General features: G+C 46.7%; 17 protein-coding genes. 8 read left to right on the top strand and 9 right to left on the bottom strand.

Annotation, left to right across the window (positions count from 1 at the left end):
- Positions 1-122: 122 nt before the first annotated feature.
- Both ppdD and nadC read right to left on the bottom strand, forming a co-directional pair.
- On the bottom strand, positions 123-545 hold the full coding sequence (ppdD, locus tag TI10_RS05955) for a prepilin peptidase-dependent pilin (RefSeq protein WP_049582375.1): 423 nt from the start codon (positions 543-545) through the stop codon (positions 123-125).
- Between the two features lie 201 nt (positions 546-746).
- Positions 747-1,637, bottom strand: coding sequence for a carboxylating nicotinate-nucleotide diphosphorylase (nadC, locus tag TI10_RS05950; protein ID WP_049582374.1), 891 nt, complete (start codon positions 1,635-1,637; stop codon positions 747-749).
- Positions 1,638-2,017: 380 nt separating this feature from the next.
- Between nadC and ampE the strand changes: the two genes are divergently transcribed.
- Positions 2,018-2,872, top strand: a complete 855-nt coding sequence (gene ampE / locus TI10_RS05945; RefSeq protein ID WP_049582373.1) for a beta-lactamase regulator AmpE — start codon at positions 2,018-2,020, stop codon at positions 2,870-2,872.
- A gap of 102 nt (positions 2,873-2,974) precedes the next feature.
- On the opposite strand, the gene TI10_RS05940 is transcribed toward ampE, so the two are convergent.
- The 7 genes from TI10_RS05940 to TI10_RS05910 all read right to left on the bottom strand — a co-directional run bounded on the left by TI10_RS05940 (position 2,975) and on the right by TI10_RS05910 (position 10,616).
- Positions 2,975-4,294 (bottom strand): hypothetical protein, encoded by a 1,320-nt coding sequence (locus TI10_RS05940; protein ID WP_049582372.1) that lies wholly within the window; start codon positions 4,292-4,294, stop codon positions 2,975-2,977.
- A complete protein-coding gene (locus TI10_RS05935) occupies positions 4,278-6,920 on the bottom strand; it encodes a fimbria/pilus outer membrane usher protein (RefSeq protein ID WP_053093423.1) in 2,643 nt (880 codons plus the stop codon). The genes TI10_RS05940 and TI10_RS05935 overlap by 17 nt, the downstream gene beginning before the upstream one ends.
- An 82-nt stretch (positions 6,921-7,002) precedes the next feature.
- Entirely contained in the window at positions 7,003-7,668 is a 666-nt protein-coding gene (locus TI10_RS05930) for a fimbrial biogenesis chaperone (RefSeq protein WP_279615318.1), read from the bottom strand.
- A 162-nt stretch (positions 7,669-7,830) separates the two neighbouring features.
- The gene (locus TI10_RS05925) at positions 7,831-8,496 is read right to left on the bottom strand and encodes a fimbrial biogenesis chaperone (protein ID WP_244161531.1); all 666 of its coding nucleotides are present in this window, start codon (positions 8,494-8,496) and stop codon (positions 7,831-7,833) included.
- A gap of 102 nt (positions 8,497-8,598) precedes the next feature.
- Entirely contained in the window at positions 8,599-9,174 is a 576-nt protein-coding gene (locus TI10_RS05920) for a fimbrial protein (RefSeq protein WP_049582369.1), read from the bottom strand.
- Positions 9,174-9,893, bottom strand: a complete 720-nt coding sequence (locus tag TI10_RS05915) for a fimbrial biogenesis chaperone (protein WP_049582368.1) — start codon at positions 9,891-9,893, stop codon at positions 9,174-9,176. Before TI10_RS05915 ends, TI10_RS05920 begins: the two co-directional genes overlap by 1 nt.
- A 102-nt stretch (positions 9,894-9,995) precedes the next feature.
- Positions 9,996-10,616 carry a fimbrial protein gene (locus tag TI10_RS05910; protein ID WP_049582367.1) on the bottom strand — a complete coding sequence of 207 codons (621 nt, stop codon included), beginning with the start codon at positions 10,614-10,616 and terminating at the stop codon, positions 9,996-9,998.
- 856 nt (positions 10,617-11,472) lie between these two features.
- Here TI10_RS05910 and TI10_RS05905 point away from each other — a divergent pair.
- The 7 genes from TI10_RS05905 to aceF all read left to right on the top strand — a co-directional run bounded on the left by TI10_RS05905 (position 11,473) and on the right by aceF (position 19,134).
- Entirely contained in the window at positions 11,473-12,051 is a 579-nt protein-coding gene (locus TI10_RS05905; RefSeq protein WP_049582366.1) for a hypothetical protein, read from the top strand.
- 8 nt (positions 12,052-12,059) lie between these two features.
- A complete protein-coding gene (locus TI10_RS05900; RefSeq protein WP_049582365.1) occupies positions 12,060-12,281 on the top strand; it encodes a helix-turn-helix domain-containing protein in 222 nt (73 codons plus the stop codon).
- 344 nt (positions 12,282-12,625) lie between these two features.
- Complete coding sequence (locus tag TI10_RS05890; protein ID WP_244161530.1) at positions 12,626-12,898, top strand: lipoprotein; 273 nt, start codon at positions 12,626-12,628, stop codon at positions 12,896-12,898.
- A gap of 47 nt (positions 12,899-12,945) precedes the next feature.
- Entirely contained in the window at positions 12,946-13,314 is a 369-nt protein-coding gene (locus TI10_RS05885) for a hypothetical protein (RefSeq protein ID WP_049582362.1), read from the top strand.
- Positions 13,315-13,909: 595 nt separating this feature from the next.
- Positions 13,910-14,674, top strand: a complete 765-nt coding sequence (gene pdhR / locus TI10_RS05880) for a pyruvate dehydrogenase complex transcriptional repressor PdhR (RefSeq protein WP_049582361.1) — start codon at positions 13,910-13,912, stop codon at positions 14,672-14,674.
- A 189-nt stretch (positions 14,675-14,863) separates the two neighbouring features.
- Positions 14,864-17,527, top strand: coding sequence for a pyruvate dehydrogenase (acetyl-transferring), homodimeric type (gene aceE, locus TI10_RS05875; RefSeq protein ID WP_049582360.1), 2,664 nt, complete (start codon positions 14,864-14,866; stop codon positions 17,525-17,527).
- Positions 17,528-17,541: 14 nt separating this feature from the next.
- On the top strand, positions 17,542-19,134 hold the full coding sequence (aceF, locus tag TI10_RS05870; RefSeq protein WP_049582358.1) for a pyruvate dehydrogenase complex dihydrolipoyllysine-residue acetyltransferase: 1,593 nt from the start codon (positions 17,542-17,544) through the stop codon (positions 19,132-19,134).
- The last annotated feature ends 112 nt before the right edge of the window (positions 19,135-19,246 follow it).

Below are 19,246 nucleotides of genomic sequence, written 5' to 3'. Positions count from 1 at the left end.
CAAGTTGCCTCTTTGTTGGCTGCATTCACTCACCCCGGTCATATAGTTATCTATGCTCCCGGGGATTCGCTCCCTTGCCGTCGCGATGCATCTTGAAATCCATAGGGTATAAGAGTAATGAATTAAAATTCAAGTATTTCCTGGCAACGGTTTTTTAATGAACTGTTTGCTGATTCACATTTAATATTCCATTTAATTACGCCTGTTTGTGTATTTAGTGTCGGCTTTAATATAACACTGAGGTTTTTAAGACTCTGTTTCCCGTTAATGGTAACTTCCCCATTTTTAACTGAAATATTTTCGATATATCTGCTGTTATGTTCTTTGGGGATTGACATTGCTCCTGCATTGCAACCATTGAAATCTTCAATTTCAAAACTGCAAAGTTCTATACCTGATTTATAAGGTACAATATTTTGTAGTATATCTGTTAAAGCGGCTTTCTGAATATATCCTTGATAACTCGGAATGCCAATAGCACTTAAGATGGAAATGATAGCAATAGCAACCATAATCTCCATTAAAGTAAATCCTTGTTGTCGCATATTTTTTCTCCGTGTTGTGGTGTTGCGATATAGAGAATGAAGGAAAGAGAAAAAAATGAAATAGGATATATGGAGGTTATGGAATTGACTCGAAAAAATTTTTCTAAATTGCAAAGTTTGCAAAAATATTTACGGTGGTGTTCGCAAATTTTCTAGCTACTCATTGCTGATTTACACCACCATCAATATTATTATTGCTAATTACTGAAAGCGCATTGAGAGATCTAATGCTCTAATATGTTTAGTGAGTGCTCCAACAGAAACAAAGTCGATGCCTGTTTCAGCATAGCTGCGCAGAGTATCCAAGGTGATATTACCGGATACTTCTAAAGCGACTTTACCTGATGTGATAGCAACGGCTTCTTTCATCATTGGAATAGTAAAATTATCTAGCATAATAATATCAACATGAGCTTTTAGTGCCAGAATGAGTTCATCTAGAGTTTCTACTTCGATTTCAACAGGGATGCCAGGATGAGAATAACGCGCTTTATCTACTGCCTGTTTAATAGAGCCATTGGCAATAATATGGTTTTCTTTGATCAGGAAAGCGTCGAATAATCCAAGGCGGTGATTATTACCACCTCCGCAAAGTACAGCATATTTTAGGGCTGTGCGTAATCCTGGTAAAGTTTTGCGGGTATCAAGTAACTGAGTTTTTAAGCCGGCAAGACGGTAAACATAATGACTGGTTTCCGTTGCGACACCAGAGAGAGTCTGAATAAAGTTAAGAGCGGTGCGTTCACCAGTTAATAATATCTGTGCTGGGCCTCGTAATATGCAAAGTTTTTGGTTGGCTGTAATCGTATCACTATCTTTGACTAACCATTCAATGGAGATTTGGTCGCCTAATTGAGTAAAGACTTCATTCAGCCATTGTTGTCCACAGAAAATGCCATCTTCCCGAGTGATAATGACTGCGGTGGCTTGTTTATCTGCGGGAATTAATTGGCCGGTAATATCAGAGGTGAAATTTGTATTTCCGCCCAGATCTTCTTTTAGTGCGAGGGTTACGCTGGCAGGAATGTCGTTCTGCAAGTGCTCCATAAGAACGGCACGGCGCTGATCTGTATTGTAATTTTGTTTTGTCATTAAAAAGCTCCAGAGGTGATAACAATATTGATGGTCTGAACATGCTACCCTGTTGCGTAGTGAACAACTACTATCTTGGTTTTGTTATCTAGATTTAGTACGAGCTTTGTTGTATTGACACAATGATTTATACCCTATGGATTTCAAGATGCATCGCGACGGCAAGGGAGCGAATCCCCGGGAGCATAGATAACTATGTGACCGGGGTGAGTGGGTGCAGCCAACAAAGAGGCAACTTGAAAGATAACGGGTATACAGGCAGACCCGGATGTAAAAGGGCATATCACTGGTTAAAGTGACGTTGCTTCGGAAAGAAAAATTGATCTGGGGCTTTATTTCGATTGGATACATTACCAGCAATTGTTGCAGGAGCAGAAAGAATGACTCTCTTTATACTGTTGTTAGTGTTGGCATGGGAACGGGTTTTTAAAATGGGTGACCATTGGCAATTGGAGCACCGTCTTGAGCCATTGTTTACCAATTTGAAGTCTTTTTCGTTATGGAAAAGCCTTTTAATGACGTTAGTAGTCATGATGATTACATGGCTATTAATTGAAATATTAAACGATTTTATGTTCGGTATTTTTGAACTGGTTTTATGGGTATTCATTTGTTTGCTGTGCATCGGGGCAGGGCGCTTACGGCATGATTATCGTGAATATTTTCGTACTGTTCATCAGGATAACAGGGAACAACAAAGAGAATATCTTACGCGTCTCGCAATTATTCATGGTTTACCTTCTGATGCCAGCAAAGAGAATATGTTGCGAGAGATACAAAATGCGTTGCTATGGATAAATTTTCGCTATTATCTGGCGCCGATTTTTTGGTTGATTGTGGCGGGTGAATTAGGGCCGGTTGCTTTAATGGGATATTGTTTCTTAAGAGCTTATCAGGGATGGTTGGCACAATATGGTACGCCGGTTCAGCGAGCTCAATCTGGCGTTGATGGCTTGTTGCATTGGTTGGATTGGATTCCCGTTCGTCTGGCTGGCGTTACTTATGCTTTATTAGGGCATGGTGAACGAGCTTTACCGGCGTGGGTTGCTTCTCTTAGTGATTTAAGAACCTCACAATATAAAGTGCTCTGTCAGCTTGCTCAGTTTTCATTAAGTCGCGAACCTCATCTTGATTCAATTCAAACGCCTATTGCAGCAGTGATATTGGCGAAAAAAGTGACTTTCTCTATCATCGTTGTCGTTGCCTTACTGACAATTTATGGGGCATTGGTTTGATTCGTTGGCTTAATGACTCTGATTGGTTCGGGTTTTATTCATCCCTTTAGCTATTAGAGCCGGTTTATGCAGCGCCGACTGGCGCTGCAACAATCGCAATAACTAAGCAGAAGGTTCGATGAAATTAACATCCGACCAGACTGAAATAACAGCGACAGCCTGGGCTAGTCCTCCGGCGCCATCCGCCTTCATCAGAATGGGTACAACGGATACTTGCGTTGATGCCGTATAGCTATCGTCCCCTCGCTTAACGTATCTCGCGTTTTCTCCTGAACCTCGGTGCCCGGTACTGAGTGATAAGGGGTTATTGGCAGAATCGAAGAACGCAAAGGCGACCTGATCTATTGACGAGGCCAGCGCATTCGGTTTACCCGGCACAAATGGCCCATCAATTCGGTAGAGTAGGCGTGAATGTTGAAAGACCTCGTCATCGCCGGAACAGGTGCTGTTTATCCCTATTTGCCTGGCTGATTCCAGTGGATCTCCCGCTTTTTTACCGGCTCTCTTCACTGTTCCCCAATTCACCGATGGCGGGGTAAGGACAACGGCACAGGTGGACGGCTTTTTAACGGATGAGAGGATGACGGTGGTCCACAGGGGTTTCAGCATGCCGTTAGGCCCCGATATTGCCGCTGGAGTCCAGCCGATCGAGCCCACTGACAAATGACTTCCCCCCGGTTTTGCATTGAAATTGCCGTCACTGTCCGGGTAAATCGCCCCGGTCACCGTGCGAACGCTGATATCAACCAGACCGTCAGCATCCGGGACGCAAGGAAGGTTCACGCCGCTATTCCCGGTTGCCAGATTGGCGGTGTGGTAAGTATTGGCTGAACCATGCGTCTGGCAAGAGAGTGAAGATTGCCCGATATCGACGGTAAAGTCACCGGTTCGACCTACTCGGGCGCTACTCGGTGACGACGAAGAGAGTAATGGGCTGGCGCCCGATCCCACGGTGTAGGCCATAAACTGCGTTCCGGCAGGGACACGACAGGTTGTCGACCAATCAAGCGGGCCGCTGGTGGTATAGCCCACTATTTCATCACGTGAATAATCCCGCTTATCTTTGTTGTTTGGCGCCATTGCATAACCGGTGACATTGCGAACCATATGCACCAATTCAGCCTCACAGTCCTGATAAGTCTCTGTTGCCTGGAGTGGCAAAGCGGTGAATAAAAAGAGCAGTGATACTCCCAGGCCCATAAGGGTTGGGACCGGGTTTTCGACATGACTGCCCCACAAACGTTCAGTATTTAACATCCTTCTTCTCTCCAAATTATTCATCTGTTCAAATCGCGGGTCTAACTTCCGGGGATAACCGCTCTTTTGGCTGTGTTCCGGAGGCAAACGCGAGACAGGTGATGTTTTACCGGGCGCGCAGGTCAAGCTGCCCATATGAAGGTCACGCTTATAGACATACGGCATCGGCCTGCACCAGTTGTCCGGGGGTATCGGACGACACCTGATAACGGGTGGTGCATTGTTGATTTGCCCCGTTTCCCCATTTGACTTTCACATGACCGGCGGGCGGCATGCCGCTCAGATAAACCCGGCCGTTATCGCCCACAATGCCGCCGCCGGCCTGAGCCGCGTTACCTGCTAGCGTTGCCGTGGCGCCAAAGGGCACGGGTTTGCCATGATGTGTCAAAGTCAACAGCAACTGGCTGCCTAAGCGCACCTGATAATTGGCCAGCGTCACTGCCCCTTTTGTCGGGTAAACGTTCTTACTGGTCTGGTCAATATCAACCCCGTCCGGCAGTGTGGACGGATCTAGATTGATGGTGTTTTTATGGTAGACCGATCCGCCCGGCAGGACGGCGTAGCCGCGCCAGTCAGTCTGGACGTTGCCGTTACTGACCGTCACCCCTTTTGCGCCGGGTGCGCGGACTAACACCGCTTCATCACCTAATGAGCGTGATAGCGTCACGCCGTAAGGATGGATCAGGAGGGCGCCGGAAGTTCCGTAGGTGAAATGATGGCTATTGGCGCTGTCGTTGTAGCCCAGATTAACGCTGCCCTGGCTGCCCTGATAACCCAGAGACAAAGACCGGCTGTTTTGCTGGCCGCTGTGTCCCCAGCCTTGCTGGAGGTTATAATTCAGGCGATTATCCCATAACATGCCGCTGATGCCGGTCTGTTGAGAGGTATGACCCTGCGAGTCGCGCGAGGCGGTATAGCGGGCATAAACGCCCTGTAACGCCGACGATGATCCAAAAAGACTGAGCGGGATCTGCATATTCAATGACAACTGGCGGTTCTCCGGCCAGTGGCCCTCGCCTTTTATACGAGAAATGTTATAACTCAGGTTATAGCTGATCCCCATCAACATGGCGTTGTAACCCAGACTCAGATTGTTGTCGGTACGGCCATTCCAGTAATCGTTGCGCGTCCCGGAGGCATAAAGACTGCCCCAGCGTCCCAGTGTCTGACGCAGATTGACCTGCCAGGTGCTTTGACGTCGGTCAAGCGCCCACGGGACCTGATATTCATTCAGGCTGTATCCCATGCTGTTAACATCACTGAAACTGTAGTAATGCTGAGTGGAATAGCGGTAGGCGGCCAAATCAATGCCGGTCCCGGTACTGATCAAGTTCTTGGAGTATTTCACCCGATAAGATTGGCCCTGTTGCTGGTGACCTTCCTGACCCTTAACCCCTTGTAACTGGGCGCGGGCAAACGTCGCATCCGCAGACAGGGCGCCAAAAACCCCCAGTGACACGCCCGCGCCTAATACCCCCGACTGGTAGTTGCCGGCGACCAGCCCGCCGCCGTACAGGGTGATATTGTGCGGCAGGCCATAAACCAGCGTGCCCAGCGCAAATACCGGGGAACGGCTGCCATCGGTGAGGTTGCCGCCGTGATATTGACCGGTCGTCAACTCATATTTAATGCCGCCGGGCCGCTGCATCACCGGAACAGACGAAGCAGCGAGGGTGGAGACTCGGGTACTGCCATCTTCCTCTTTGATGGTGACCGTCAGGTCGCCCGCGCCCCCGGTAGTGTACAGATCGTTGAAACGAAACGGCCCCGGCGCTACCGTGGTTTGATAGACGGTATAACCATTCTGGGAGACGGTCACCTGCGCATTGGAGTTTGCCACCCCGGTTATCTCCGGGGCGAAACCGCGCTGACTGTCAGGCAACATAGCCTCCTCAGAAGCCAGTTTCATGCCGCGAAACGGGATGCTGTCAAAAATGTCCCCGCCGGTATAGGTTTCACCCGCCGTGAACTCACTGCGCAGTGACTGGATATCCCGTTGCAGGTAGGTATTACTCACCTGCCATTGGGTCTGTGCCGGTGTGGAAAAACCGGCGGGCCCCTCGTTACGCTGACGGTTGTAACTGTAAGTTTGCGTGCTGCGCAGACGCCACGGGCCCAGATTCAACCCATTGCGAAAAGAGGCGAACAGATTGCGGGAGCGTGATCCGCCGCCGACTCCCTGACCGTCATAACGTCCTTCTGAACCGTTAACGGTGTAGTTCATCAAAAAGGCCGGAATGCCGTTATCCCACAGTGACGGATCGACCATCCCGGAATGATGAGGCTGCATGGCGATCTGAGGGACACTCAGATCCAGACGTAAACGGGCGAAATCCAGAGTTGCGCGGGCCTGCGGGATCTGTTTCGTGAGATCGGTAATGAGGCTGTCGTTGGTTTTTCCCTTAAAAGCCGGTAACCCGCGAACATTGACCCCATATTCTTCTAGCTGCGCAACCGTTAATACCGGTTGAAGATGGTTGTTAATCAGCCTGAATTCAATCTCGCGGTTGTCCACCTTATTCTGATTCATGTAGACATCGACCAGATAGCGTCCCGGTGCGACATACCCCGCGGTTTCATACGCCGAGAGATCGACATGACTGCGTTCACCGTCAGCGCCCATCAGGAACGCGGGATTAAAGTATTCCCGCGCCGAGGCGGGCAGGGCCGTTGCCGTCAGTGAGCACAGCAGACACAGGTACACCGGACGGGGCCGGAAACGGCCCGGTTGACCGGGCGCACGTGGGTTACCCGCCCGCAGTGCGGACGGAAATAAAATGTTTATTGCCATAGCTCATCTCTGCTTCTAATTAAGCTTATGCTGTTAATCTTTAGGTCACTTTGCCGGTACACCGTCCGCAGATGCGGCGGGTTTATAACGGGACGTGGCGATCCTGACTGTCGCCGGGAAAACGCCAGACCAGCAGGCCCGGTGTCCCGGCAGTAAACGAATGGGTTTGAAACAAATAGGTTTGTATGCCTTTCGGGGGCACCATCGTTTGGCGTGTGTGGTTATCCGCATGTTGTGTGCCTATTTTCAAGACAGAAAAAGTCAGAAAATAGGGCGTGGGATTCTCCACCTGCAATTGCGTTCCCTGAAGGGAAAATTTCACCTGTTTAGCCACCGTGGCGTTATCCCGGGCGGGGACGCTCTGAGGACGATAAAACAGCCGAATATTCATCTGTAAGGCGACTTGCACTTGCGAATGCTGGCCGGTTTGGCGCTCCGGTGCTTCTGTGTCCGGTACGGCGACGCCGGGGATAGCTCGTAGCGAGACGACAAAGGCTGATTCCCGATCCTGCGGCAACTGCCCGCCAAGCTGGCGAATACGAAACGAGAATTTCCCGCCCGCCTCAACCCGTTTTAACGGCGGCAGGACAACAAAAGGGGGAACTTGCCCGGTTTTGGTGTCAAAGCGACCGGTATCGGGGTCCATCGGGCTGACAAATCCTTGTACCAGATAGCCTTGTTCGGTGTGATTCGTCATGCTGAGGGTCACGCCGCCCGGGCTATCTTTGGCGACATACGATAACTGCATCGGGGAGAACGATAACCCTTGATTCTCCGCCGCATGCGCCTTTAGCAGCCCCCCTAGCAGCAGAGCGAAACAGAAGGGGTAAATCATTGATCCACCGCATGCTCGCCCATTCTCGTTACTGACTCTCTTCACTTTCCACCTCTGGATAAAACAAGGGCGAATTTAACGCGCCACTTTGGCGGTAAACAGGTTTGAAGCCCCGCCGTAATCATTAATCATCGACCAGCTCACCGATTTTTTGTCCTCCTGTCCGACATAGGTCACACAATCTTGCGGCGCTATCATGGAGGGATAGCGGTTCAGATCGAGCGCCTGTCCGTCCAGCGTCAGGCTGTCCAGTGACAGGAAATAAGGTGTGGGATTGCACACCTTCATGCCATCGGGTTGCGACTGAAAGCGAAGCCGTCCATACGCCTCTTCCGGCGACATCGGCAGGCCATGCGGTCGCCAGAAAAACTTAATCCGCATCCCCACGCTCATCGACGCCTGCTCCCGAACAGGTTCATCCGTCACCGGCTGAGTCGCGGGGATGGCGTTCATCTGCACATACCCGAGCGATTCCCGATCCATCGGAAAAGGAGGCCGATTAAACGTCGGCAAAATACGCAGGCTGTTCTGACTGTTGGCCTCCAGCCTGAACAGCGGCGGCGTCACCACAAACGCCGGTGCGGCTTTCTCCTGAGCTCCCGTGATCCTCACCTGCACCAGCCACGCCTGAGATGTGGTGTTGATCACCGTCAGTGTCTGTGCCCGTTCCTCCTGGCTAAAAATCACCCGAGTTTTATTCAGGCTGATACCGGCTGCCTGACAAGGTTCTGTGCCAGTCATGCCTAACCCCAGCCAGAATAGTAGCGGCGCCAGCCTGTACCGCGTTGGGCGTGCCCGACCTGTTTCCACAACGCCTCCTGAAATCGGTTACTCGAGCTACGCTCAGTGATAGTCAAATTGAAATTGAATGTGCGCAGTCAGTTCACCGGGAGTCGGTACAGCCGTGCCGGATTCATGCCGCATATCCATCTGGAAGGTGATTTGACCGTCTTTGGCGGCGCTACCCGGTGACGCCAAATCCACATAATCGCCATTTTTCAGATAGCTCCCCAGCCCGCTTCCCGGCGCTTGATAGCGCAGGCCAAATCCCACATTGCCCGCTACCGTGGAAGCTTTATCCCGAAATAGCGTCGGGTGGTCTGCTGGCGTGGAGCCGGCTATTTTAATGGCTGGGGTACGGCCCGCGCGGGCTGATCCGGCACAACCTGACAACGCCAGCGTAATAGGTTTGTTGCTCACAGAATCAATGTGTCCCGCACTGTTTTGCACCTCGGTGAGCGGTACGGATGAAAACTTCACAGTGGAGGATGTCTGTACATTGAGCTCACAGGTTGGCTGTTCTAGCGTCAATGCTAGCGTTAGCTCTGCTGTATTGGAGCTCGCTCCCCCGGGTAGGGATGCGGTACAGAGCAGGCCAGCTAGAGTTGTCTGTCTGATAAGGGGCCACGGTTTTAACATTACGGTATCTCCCCCTGATAGGATGATTCTCCGCCAAGGTCATTAATCACCGTCCAGCTCACTTTGGCCGGGTAATGCGCCCCCTTGAGCGGTAAAGCTAGAGCAGAGAAGGGGGATACCATGTTCGCTTTCTGTTGCTTCGTCATCAGCTCCTGCCCGCCCACTTTCAGGGAGGTAAAGGTGATGTAATACGGTGACGGGTTGGTGACCGTTATCCCCTCGGCTGCTGGTTTGAAGCGCAGTGAACCAAATCCTTGCTCCGGCAAAACCGGCAATCCTGACGGGCGATACATCAATTTAATTGTGTTAGCCAGAGCAACCTGTACGCCCCCGGAGATCTGTTTACCAGAGAGGTTATCAGATTCGGCGCTTAACGGGATGGCTTGCGCGGTAAACCAGAACAAGGATTCCCGGTCGGCGGGCAGTGCTTGACCAGTTTTGATGATGCGCACCTGATTCTGGCTGCCGGGCGCCATACGAAACAGGGGAGGAGTCACCAGAAACGGTGCAGATTTCTTTTGCGCAGGATCAGTACTGACCGCCACCTGCATTAGATAGACGACCTCTTTGTTACTGTTGCGCAGCGAAGCGGTGGCGGCGTGGCGGTCCGCCGGGTAGATAATGCGGGTGGTATCAATACTCACTCCCTCCGCCTGTGCGGAAGTGACCGTGCCGCCTAACAGACCGGTCACCATCATCGCTGTCATCAATTTTTTCACTGAGTACACCTGAATGTGTCTGTGTTGGTGATACGTAAGTAAGAATTGGACTTCCTTGTCCAATTCCACAGCTATGCTGTTCCTTACGCCTAATAGCGTTGATTATTTATACACTACTTGGAATGTTACTGGGGCTATTACCTCTTGGGCCTTCGGTAGAGTGCTGGACTTGGAAACCAGCCCGACTTTAAAGGCTGCCATGCCCTCTCCTTGGGTTAGTGCTAGTGGTTTTGATAAATCAATTTCATTTGTAGTGGTGAGCTGAATCTTATCTCCACTCTTAACGGCCTTACCCGCGTGGTCATACACAGCCACCCCAGCGTCAGCCGCAGAGTTGGCATTAAATATCTTCTTATCTGCATCAATGGTCTGCCCAAAAACATTCATCTCAATCGCAGCATTAGGAGTGAATTTGTTGGCTGTTGTTGCTCCATATTGAGGACCACACTTAACTAGATTGACCTCTATATTTTTTGCAGATGGGGGGGTAGTAGAAGGATTTAGAACGCTAATGTCTGTTGTATTAACTTTTCCTATATCTAATTGGTAGGCTCCATTATTACCAGTAACACCACCACCTTTAACATCAAGCTCACAAGTCGCCGCACCTAGGGTGGCCGTCACGTTTAATGTAGCACCACCTGTTGAAGCATGTGCCATACCCATTCCCATGCTCAGGAGCACTGCGGCTAATACGCTGGTTTTCAAAATTTGCTTTTTCATTTCATCTATTCCTTTTATCTATTCGATACATTTTGCCTAAAACAACATCACGACAGATTAAACAGACAGGCCGCCAACGCGGTGCGTTTACTAGTCATTTAGAGTTATTTTGTTTGGTTATTAACTAGATGAAATATTTATAAAAAAATATTCACGTTAAGAAATGACTTGTGACTTATATCGTTTAGTTTGAGGGCCTTAGCCCTTAGCATCAGGAAATGAATATCAAATTGCTCAAAAAACAGCCTCAAAACGGCTCATAATATTCATAATTTAAGAAATAATTTCCTTTTGAAATCAAAAAAATAAGTAATTTTTTACAAAATAATACAAAAAATCTCTTTTAAGTGATGAAATTTTCCGTATACTGCCCCGGCGGTTGAAGATAACCGAACAAAATAACTCTAAATGTTCGGTTTTTTATCCCGTGTCAGAAACTGGCTTCCACTGAAAGCGCCATCACAACCTTAAGCAACTTTTTCTTCGCATTCCGTCCGTTCCTATCATTGCCCAAAAACCAAGACTTCCAGATTCGCAAAAGAAATACATTAACTATTTTTATGAATTTTTTGGTATTGAGCGAGCATATTGAGCTTTAAAAAGGCTTCCTGTGTAAACGGCACTGCTAACCTTCATGACAAAATATCGCTGGGGCGGATAAATTGCTTTGGGAGGAATAACTACTTTTTTCTTTTTCTATCAATAAATTAATGACAGTTTTCAATGATTATCGCTATGATTTATCGATTACCCTGAATCATATTCTGTCTATTTAGTGATAAAAAATTATTGTCATACGATAACTTTTAAAGTACTTTAACGACAGTTTAGTTGAACATGTATATGGAATGACACAATGTGTGATAAACAGGAGTTTGTAACTAATCCCAGAATCAAGCTACTTAGCTTTCTGGCTATTATTATTGCTGCTGTTATGGCAATTGGTGATATAGGGTTCCATATTGCGTCTTGGTCGTTATGGCATGATACCACTCGTCAAGCTGTTCTTCAGGCATATAGTGATCTGATGCCTGCATTAATTGCAAAAGGATTTAAGCAGTCTTTATTAAGTGAGGTACTTTATATCTTACTGGATACGATACCTCGAATCATATCAACCGCTTCTTATGTATTAATCGGAATTTTGTTTTTCCGGTTTGCTAAAGGTGAAATATGGAGTGATCGTAATATTTCCGCTTCATTTATTATTGGTTTCCTGATGATTCTGGAGCAACTGCTTTACCCTGTGATTAATACATTGCAAGGAATGGCGTTATCTGTAGATTTAGGAAAAGGACAACGGGTATTTAGTTTCTCGCTTGGTGTTAATTCAGAATCTCTGTTTATTATTATGTTTGGTGTATTCCTTCTGATATTTAGCTTAATTATGCGTGAATCTAAGAAGATAAGTGATGAGCAACGTTATTTTATCTGAGAATCATCATGAGTATTATAATAAGATTGGATGTGATCTTAGCGAAAAGGAAAGTAAAGTCTAAAGAATTAGCCGCCATTATTGGCATTACTGAGCAAAATTTATCATTGCTGAAAAATGGCAAAATAAAAGGTATCCGTATCGAGACGCTGGAAAAAATTTGTAAACATTTACAGTGTCAGCCTGGAGATATATTGGAATATGTGGAAGATGGAGAGGATAGCCGTTAATATAAAAAATAAAGTCACTGTATGTCTTTTGGTATCTTATAAGATGGAACTTTATATTCATTAGCCAGTTTTAAATGCATGAAAATATCAATTATTTCATGTTTTTTATCTAGCCTGTTACTCTTCGGTGTTAATGGAACGCCAATAAAGCAGGTTTTTCCTAGCGATAAGAATATATATTTCTCTCTGGGGGGATATTGTTCTGATATTCCGTGGAATGCCAGAAAGATAAAATGCATATGTAGATATTACTTACTCGATCATAAAAAATAATCTCTCTTTTTATATGGTTTTTATTTAAGTTAAATTTTTATAATATATACAGCAATTTAAGGATATTAGGAATGAATAAATTTCTCATTGCTTTGTTATCAATATTTATGGTTACAGGATGTTCCATACCACAATTAAGTGATGCTTATGTTTCAACCTGTGGTTATCTTGAATGTAATGTCAAAGATATAATTTCGGGTGAAGAAGTCAAAGTCAATACCACGCATTCTGTGCCTGATTTTGATAAAAACACATCAATCCAAGACAGACAAATTATACAATCTGGTGGAAGGCCATCTTTTGAGAAAGATAGTTACCGTATTAGTGGGACTTTTAAATTCTAATTTAATTTCCCTGATTATTTTCTTTAGTTTTATTTGAGGCATTTTTTATGAATTCCATAAAAAAAATCACCATTATTCCTTTAATTATATTATTTACTTTATTAACCGGTTGTACATCGTGGGAAAAACCGGGCGCAACTAAGTATGAAAGGGATAGGGATTATACTGAATGTAAGGCATTTGGTTATTCTCAATTACCATCAGACTGGACCAGCGAAATTGTTCATTCTTTCGAGACAAAACATTTTTCCTGTAAAGATAAAGACAAAAAAGAAGATAAATCCTGTAATCATTACGTTACTGTGCCAAAAACTGAAGTTAAGCGTTGGGATAAAAATGAATCGTCAAGGAGTTGGATAATTTCATCCTGTATGTATAGAAAAGGGTGGTATGAAAAGACGCGCTATTGGTTTTAATGATAGTACATTTTTCCCATCAGCAAGAGTTATGTGGAACTGTTGCTGGTGGTTCCTCACATATTTGCCATTATTCCTTTCTGATCACCAGTTTTAGCCCCTCAGTTTTATTGATTTGAGCTACATTTATAACCTGATGGTATGCAATTGTATTTAAAATCAACAGGTGATGATTTGGTAGTTATGTTTTTTTAAAGATTCAACTCTTTTATTGCTGTAACGATTCACTATACTCATTTATACGTTTAAAAAGGTTAGGTTAAGGTATTATCTTAGGATATTTATTAACCTATTGGTTATCAACTTTTGCTAATTTTTAAAAAAAATTGTTAAAATTTGCAGGTTTTTATGATTTAGCACAAGGTCTTTATGGACAGTTGGTGAATACTTTGTTACTTTTATGGCCCAGTAGTTTAAATTGGTATTACCAATTGACTTCGGCAAAGACCGAGACAATGTTTATTCATGTAACCTACCTTAAGTAGGCATTGATTGATGCAGGTTGTTTGAACACTGCTTAGGTTCGAAACGACAAACAAAATAGCCTAATGAGATAGGTTCTAACTGGCTTGGTTCTAACTGACTTATAGTAAATATGGCTTATAGCAAAATCCGCCAACCAAAATTATCAGATGTTATTGAGCAGCGTCTTGAACATCTCATCCTTGAAGGATCTGTGCGTCCAGGGGAGAAGTTGCCGCCTGAACGTGAGTTGGCGAAACAGTTTGATGTGTCACGCCCTTCACTGCGTGAAGCCATTCAGCGGTTAGAAGCTAAAGGTTTTCTTTTTCGCCGTCAGGGTGGGGGGACGTTTGTTCAGAGTAACCTCTGGCAAAGTTTCAGTGATCCACTGGCACAACTACTGGCTGGTCACCCAGAATCTCAATTTGACCTCCTCGAAACTCGCCATGCTTTGGAAGGTGTTGCTGCCTATTACGCGGCCCTGCGTGGAACTGACGAAGATTTTGAGCGCATTCGTGAATATCACCTTGTTATTCAACAAGCTCAGGAAAGAGGGGATGTCAATGCTGAATCCGAGGCGGTTTTGCAATATCAGCTTGTTGTTGCCGAAGCTGCGCATAATGTGGTTCTCCTTCATTTATTACGCTGTATGGCGCCTATGCTGGAACAAAATATCCGGCAGAATTTTGAGTTTTTGTATACCCGCCGGGAAATGCTGACGGCTGTCAGCGATCATCGGTCGAAGATTTTTGAAGCGATAATGGCGAGGCAACCAGAGAAAGCCCGTGAGGCATCCCATCGCCATTTAGCTTTTATTGAAGATGTTTTATTGGATCTCAGCCGTGAGCATACTCGCCGCGAACGATCATTACGACGTCTTCAACAGCATCAGGAATAAAATTAGCTGTGTAGATCTTGAGGTTTGCTGCGTCTGCACAGCTAAGTTGAGTCCCTTTACTGAGGGCGCTAGCGGCAACAACAGTGAGGGCCTATCTTCCAGTCATGACCGGCTGAACGTCAAAGGGTATGACGGGAAGGTAGGCTCCAAAACAATCATTAGAAACAGATAACAGATAAGGAATACACCATGTCAGACATTTTGAAAAATGACGTGGATCCGATCGAAACTCGCGACTGGTTACAGGCGATCGAATCGGTCATCCGTGAAGAGGGTGTTGATCGTGCCCAGTTCTTGATTGATCAGGTACTGAACGAAGCACGTAAAGGTGGCGTGAATGTTGCGGCAGGTGCTGCGAACCGCGATTACATCAATACCATTGCTGTTGAGGATGAGCCTGCTTACCCTGGCAACCTGGATTTGGAGCGCCGTATTCGCTCTGCTATTCGTTGGAATGCTGTGATGACCGTGTTACGGGCATCCAAAAAAGATCTGGAATTAGGCGGTCACATGGCTTCATTCCAGTCTTCAGCAACCATGTATGAAGTTTGTTTCAACCATTTCTTCCGTGCCCGTAATGAAAATGACGGCGGTGATTTGGTTTATTTCCAAGGTCACATCTCTCCAGGTGTCTACGCTCGTGCTTTCCTTGAAGGCCGTTTAACTGAAGAGCAGATGAATAATTTCCGTCAGGAAATTCATGGCAACGGTCTTTCTTCTTATCCGCATCCAAAGTTGATGCCTGAATTCTGGCAGTTCCCAACTGTTTCAATGGGGTTGGGGCCAATCGGTGCGATTTATCAGGCTAAATTCCTGAAATATCTGGAACACCGTGGTCTGAAAGATACATCCAAGCAGACCGTTTATGCCTTCCTGGGCGACGGTGAAATGGATGAGCCAGAATCTAAAGGGGCGATCACTATCGCAACCCGTGAAAAACTGGATAACTTGGTATTTGTCATTAACTGTAACCTGCAACGTCTGGATGGCCCAGTTACAGGCAATGGCAAAATCGTTAATGAGCTGGAAGGCATTTTTGATGGCGCCGGCTGGCAAGTGATTAAAGTGCTATGGGGCGAGCGTTGGGATGAACTACTGCGTAAAGATACCAGCGGTAAATTGATCCAAGTGATGAACGAAACGCTGGACGGTGATTACCAGACGTTCAAATCCAAAGATGGCGCTTATGTGCGTAAGCATTTCTTTGGTCGTTACCCAGAGACCGCTGAATTAGTCAAAGATATGACTGATGACCAAATTTGGGCGTTGAACCGTGGTGGTCATGATCCGAAGAAAGTTTTTGCCGCGTTGAAAAAAGCGCAGGAAACTACCGGCAAACCAACGGTTATCCTGGCTCAGACTATCAAGGGTTACGGTATGGGTGATACCGCTGAAGGTAAAAACATCGCTCATCAGGTTAAGAAGATGAATATGGAAGGCGTTCGCCATTTCCGTGATCGTTTCAATGTATCTGTGGCTGATGATCAACTCGAAAACCTGCCGTATGTGACTTTTGATAAAGACTCTGAAGAGTACAAATATTTGCATGAACGTCGTGCAGCGCTGGGTGGTTATCTGCCAAGCCGTCGTACTCACTTTGAAGAGAAGCTGGAACTGCCAACGCTGGAAGATTTTGGCGCGTTGCTGGAAGAACAAAACAAAGAAATTTCTACCACTATCGCTTTCGTTCGTGCCTTGAATGTGATGTTGAAGAACAAGTCAATCAAAGATCGTCTGGTTCCAATCATTGCTGATGAAGCGCGTACTTTTGGTATGGAAGGTCTGTTCCGTCAGATAGGCATCTACAGCCCTAACGGCCAGCAGTATACTCCGCAGGACCGTGAGCAGGTGGCTTACTATAAAGAAGATGCTAAGGGCCAGATTCTGCAAGAAGGTATCAATGAACTGGGCGCCGGTTCATCATGGTTGGCGGCGGCAACGTCTTACAGCACCAATAACTTGCCAATGATTCCGTTCTACATCTACTACTCTATGTTCGGGTTCCAACGTATTGGCGACCTGTGCTGGGCAGCAGGCGACCAACAGGCGCGTGGTTTCCTGATTGGTGGTACTTCCGGTCGTACAACCCTGAATGGCGAAGGCTTGCAACACGAAGATGGGCACAGCCACATTCAGTCTCTGACTATCCCTAACTGCATCTCTTACGATCCGGCATTTGCTTATGAAGTTGCTGTGATTATGCATGATGGTTTGGAGCGTATGTATGGTGAGAAACAAGAGAACATTTACTACTACATCACTACGCTGAACGAAAACTACCACATGCCGGCGATGCCAAAAGGTGCAGAAGAAGGTATTCGTAAAGGTATCTACAAGTTGGAAAGCTTGGCAGGTAGCAAAGGTAAGGTTCAGCTATTAGGCTCTGGTTCTATTCTGCGTCATGTTCGTGAAGCGGCACAGATTCTGGCTAACGATTATGGTGTAGGTTCTGATGTGTACAGCGTGACATCATTCACTGAACTGGCTCGTGATGGTCAGGATTGTGAACGTTGGAACATGTTGCATCCAACAGAAACGCCACGTGTACCTTATGTTGCTCAGATCATGAATGAAGCACCGGCAGTGGCTTCGACTGACTATATGAAGCTGTTCGCAGAACAAATTCGTAATTTCATCCCTGCAAGCGAATTCCGCGTATTGGGCACTGACGGTTTCGGTCGTTCCGATAGCCGTGAAAACCTGCGTCATCACTTTGAAGTTGATGCTTCTTACGTGGTAGTTGCTGCTTTGGGTGAACTGGCTAAACGCGGCGAAATCGACGTGAATGTTGTGGAAGAAGCAATCAAGAAATACAACATTAACCCAGAAAAAGTTAACCCGCGTCTGGCATAAGAGGTAAAGAATCAATGGCTATCGAAATTAAGGTACCGGATATCGGTGCGGATGAAGTTGAAGTCACCGAAATCATGGTGAAAGTTGGCGATACAGTGGAAGCTGAGCAATCGCTGATCACCGTGGAAGGTGATAAGGCTTCTATGGAAGTTCCATCCCCACAAGCGGGTGTTGTTAAAGAGATCATTATTGCAGTTGGCGATAAAGTTGAAACCGATAAACTGATTATGATTTTTGGTTCCGCGGAAGGTGCTGTAGAAGCTGCTCCAGCGGAAGAACCAGCAGCGATAGCATTGTCTTCGCGTATGGCAGAGCCAGAACCAGTAGCTTCTGCTGCTATGAATGTTCATGTACCGGATATCGGTGGTGATGAAGTTGAAGTTACCGAAGTGATGGTCAAAAAAGGCGATACGGTTACAGCGGAACAGTCGCTGATCACCGTAGAAGGCGATAAAGCCTCTATGGAAGTACCGGCGCCATTCGCAGGTATCGTTAAAGAAATTCAAATCAAGGCCGGTGATAAAGTGAAAACCGGTTCTATGATTATGGTATTTGAAGTTGCGGGCGCGGCGCCGGCTGCTCCGGCTGCCTCTGCTCCAGCGGCTGAACCAGAGAAAGCGGCAGCGCCGGTTATTGCTAGCAGAAGCTTCGCAGAAGAAGACAAAAATGATTTCGCTGAAAATAGCGCTTATGTTCATGCAACGCCGGTGATCCGTCGTCTGGCGCGTGAATTCGGCGTTAACCTGGCTAAAGTGAAAGGCACAGGGCGTAAAGGCCGTGTTCTGCGTGAAGACGTTCAGGCCTACGTGAAAGACGCGGTTAAACGTGCTGAATCGGCTCCTGCATCAGCGGGTGGCGGTCTGCCTGGTATGTTGCCTTGGCCAAAAGTTGATTTCAGCAAATTTGGTGAAATTGAAGAAGTTGAACTGGGCCGTATTCAGAAAATCTCTGGTGCTAACCTGAGCCGTAACTGGATGATGATCCCACATGTTACACAGTTCGACGAAACGGATATTACTGAAGTTGAAAACTTCCGCAAACAGCAAAATCAGGAAGCTGAAAAGAAACAGCTTGGCGTGAAGATCACTCCGCTAGTATTCATCATGAAAGCGGTAGCAAAAGCATTGGAAGAGATGCCGCGCTTTAACAGCTCTATCTCGGAAGATGGTCAAAAATTAACGCTGAAAAAATACATCAACATTGGTGTGGCAGTTGACACGCCTAATGGTCTGGTGGTTCCAGTGTTCCGTGACGTTAATAAGAAAGGCATTATCGAATTGTCCCGCGAGCTGACTGAAATGTCTAAGAAAGCTCGTGCAGGCAAACTGACTGCATCTGATATGCAGGGTGGATGCTTCACTATTTCAAGCCTGGGCGGTATCGGCGGTACAGCATTTACGCCAATCGTTAATGCGCCGGAAGTGGCTATTTTGGGCGTATCCCGCTCATCAATGAAGCCAGTATGGAATGGTAAAGAGTTTGTACCACGTCTGATGTTGCCTCTGTCTCTCTCCTTCGATCACCGTGTGATCGATGGCGCTGATGGCGCGCGTTTCATCACATTTATTAATCATGCGATGAACGATATCCGCCGTCTGGTGATGTAATCTCAAAGGCCGGCCATGCGCCGGCCTGATTGTTATTGCGGTGACAGAGAAACAGCTTATATCTGGTTGGTTTGTTGCGAGTTCTGTCACGTTAACGCGCTTTTCAGGTTAT

This window comes from Photorhabdus luminescens subsp. luminescens (assembly GCF_001083805.1).
Lineage (GTDB): Bacteria > Pseudomonadota > Gammaproteobacteria > Enterobacterales > Enterobacteriaceae > Photorhabdus > Photorhabdus luminescens.
This window is presented reverse-complemented; position numbering and strand designations above follow the sequence as displayed.

What these genes read in the sequence shown, in the direction of transcription:
- TI10_RS05910 (WP_049582367.1), bottom strand. Translation starts at nt 10,616, where the DNA reads ATGAAAAAGCAAATTTTGAAAACCAGCGTATTAGCCGCAGTGCTCCTG.
- TI10_RS05930 (WP_279615318.1), bottom strand. Translation starts at nt 7,668, where the DNA reads ATGCAGTTATCGTATGTCGCCAAAGATAGCCCGGGCGGCGTGACCCTC.
- TI10_RS05935 (WP_053093423.1), bottom strand. Translation starts at nt 6,920, where the DNA reads ATGGCAATAAACATTTTATTTCCGTCCGCACTGCGGGCGGGTAACCCA.
- pdhR (WP_049582361.1), top strand. Translation starts at nt 13,910, where the DNA reads ATGGCTTATAGCAAAATCCGCCAACCAAAATTATCAGATGTTATTGAG.
- TI10_RS05920 (WP_049582369.1), bottom strand. Translation starts at nt 9,174, where the DNA reads ATGTTAAAACCGTGGCCCCTTATCAGACAGACAACTCTAGCTGGCCTG.
- ppdD (WP_049582375.1), bottom strand. Translation starts at nt 545, where the DNA reads ATGCGACAACAAGGATTTACTTTAATGGAGATTATGGTTGCTATTGCT.
- aceF (WP_049582358.1), top strand. Translation starts at nt 17,542, where the DNA reads ATGGCTATCGAAATTAAGGTACCGGATATCGGTGCGGATGAAGTTGAA.
- nadC (WP_049582374.1), bottom strand. Translation starts at nt 1,637, where the DNA reads ATGACAAAACAAAATTACAATACAGATCAGCGCCGTGCCGTTCTTATG.
- TI10_RS05890 (WP_244161530.1), top strand. Translation starts at nt 12,626, where the DNA reads ATGAATAAATTTCTCATTGCTTTGTTATCAATATTTATGGTTACAGGA.
- TI10_RS05905 (WP_049582366.1), top strand. Translation starts at nt 11,473, where the DNA reads ATGTGTGATAAACAGGAGTTTGTAACTAATCCCAGAATCAAGCTACTT.
- TI10_RS05925 (WP_244161531.1), bottom strand. Translation starts at nt 8,496, where the DNA reads ATGACTGGCACAGAACCTTGTCAGGCAGCCGGTATCAGCCTGAATAAA.
- TI10_RS05885 (WP_049582362.1), top strand. Translation starts at nt 12,946, where the DNA reads ATGAATTCCATAAAAAAAATCACCATTATTCCTTTAATTATATTATTT.
- ampE (WP_049582373.1), top strand. Translation starts at nt 2,018, where the DNA reads ATGACTCTCTTTATACTGTTGTTAGTGTTGGCATGGGAACGGGTTTTT.
- TI10_RS05900 (WP_049582365.1), top strand. Translation starts at nt 12,060, where the DNA reads ATGAGTATTATAATAAGATTGGATGTGATCTTAGCGAAAAGGAAAGTA.
- TI10_RS05940 (WP_049582372.1), bottom strand. Translation starts at nt 4,294, where the DNA reads ATGCCGTATGTCTATAAGCGTGACCTTCATATGGGCAGCTTGACCTGC.
- aceE (WP_049582360.1), top strand. Translation starts at nt 14,864, where the DNA reads ATGTCAGACATTTTGAAAAATGACGTGGATCCGATCGAAACTCGCGAC.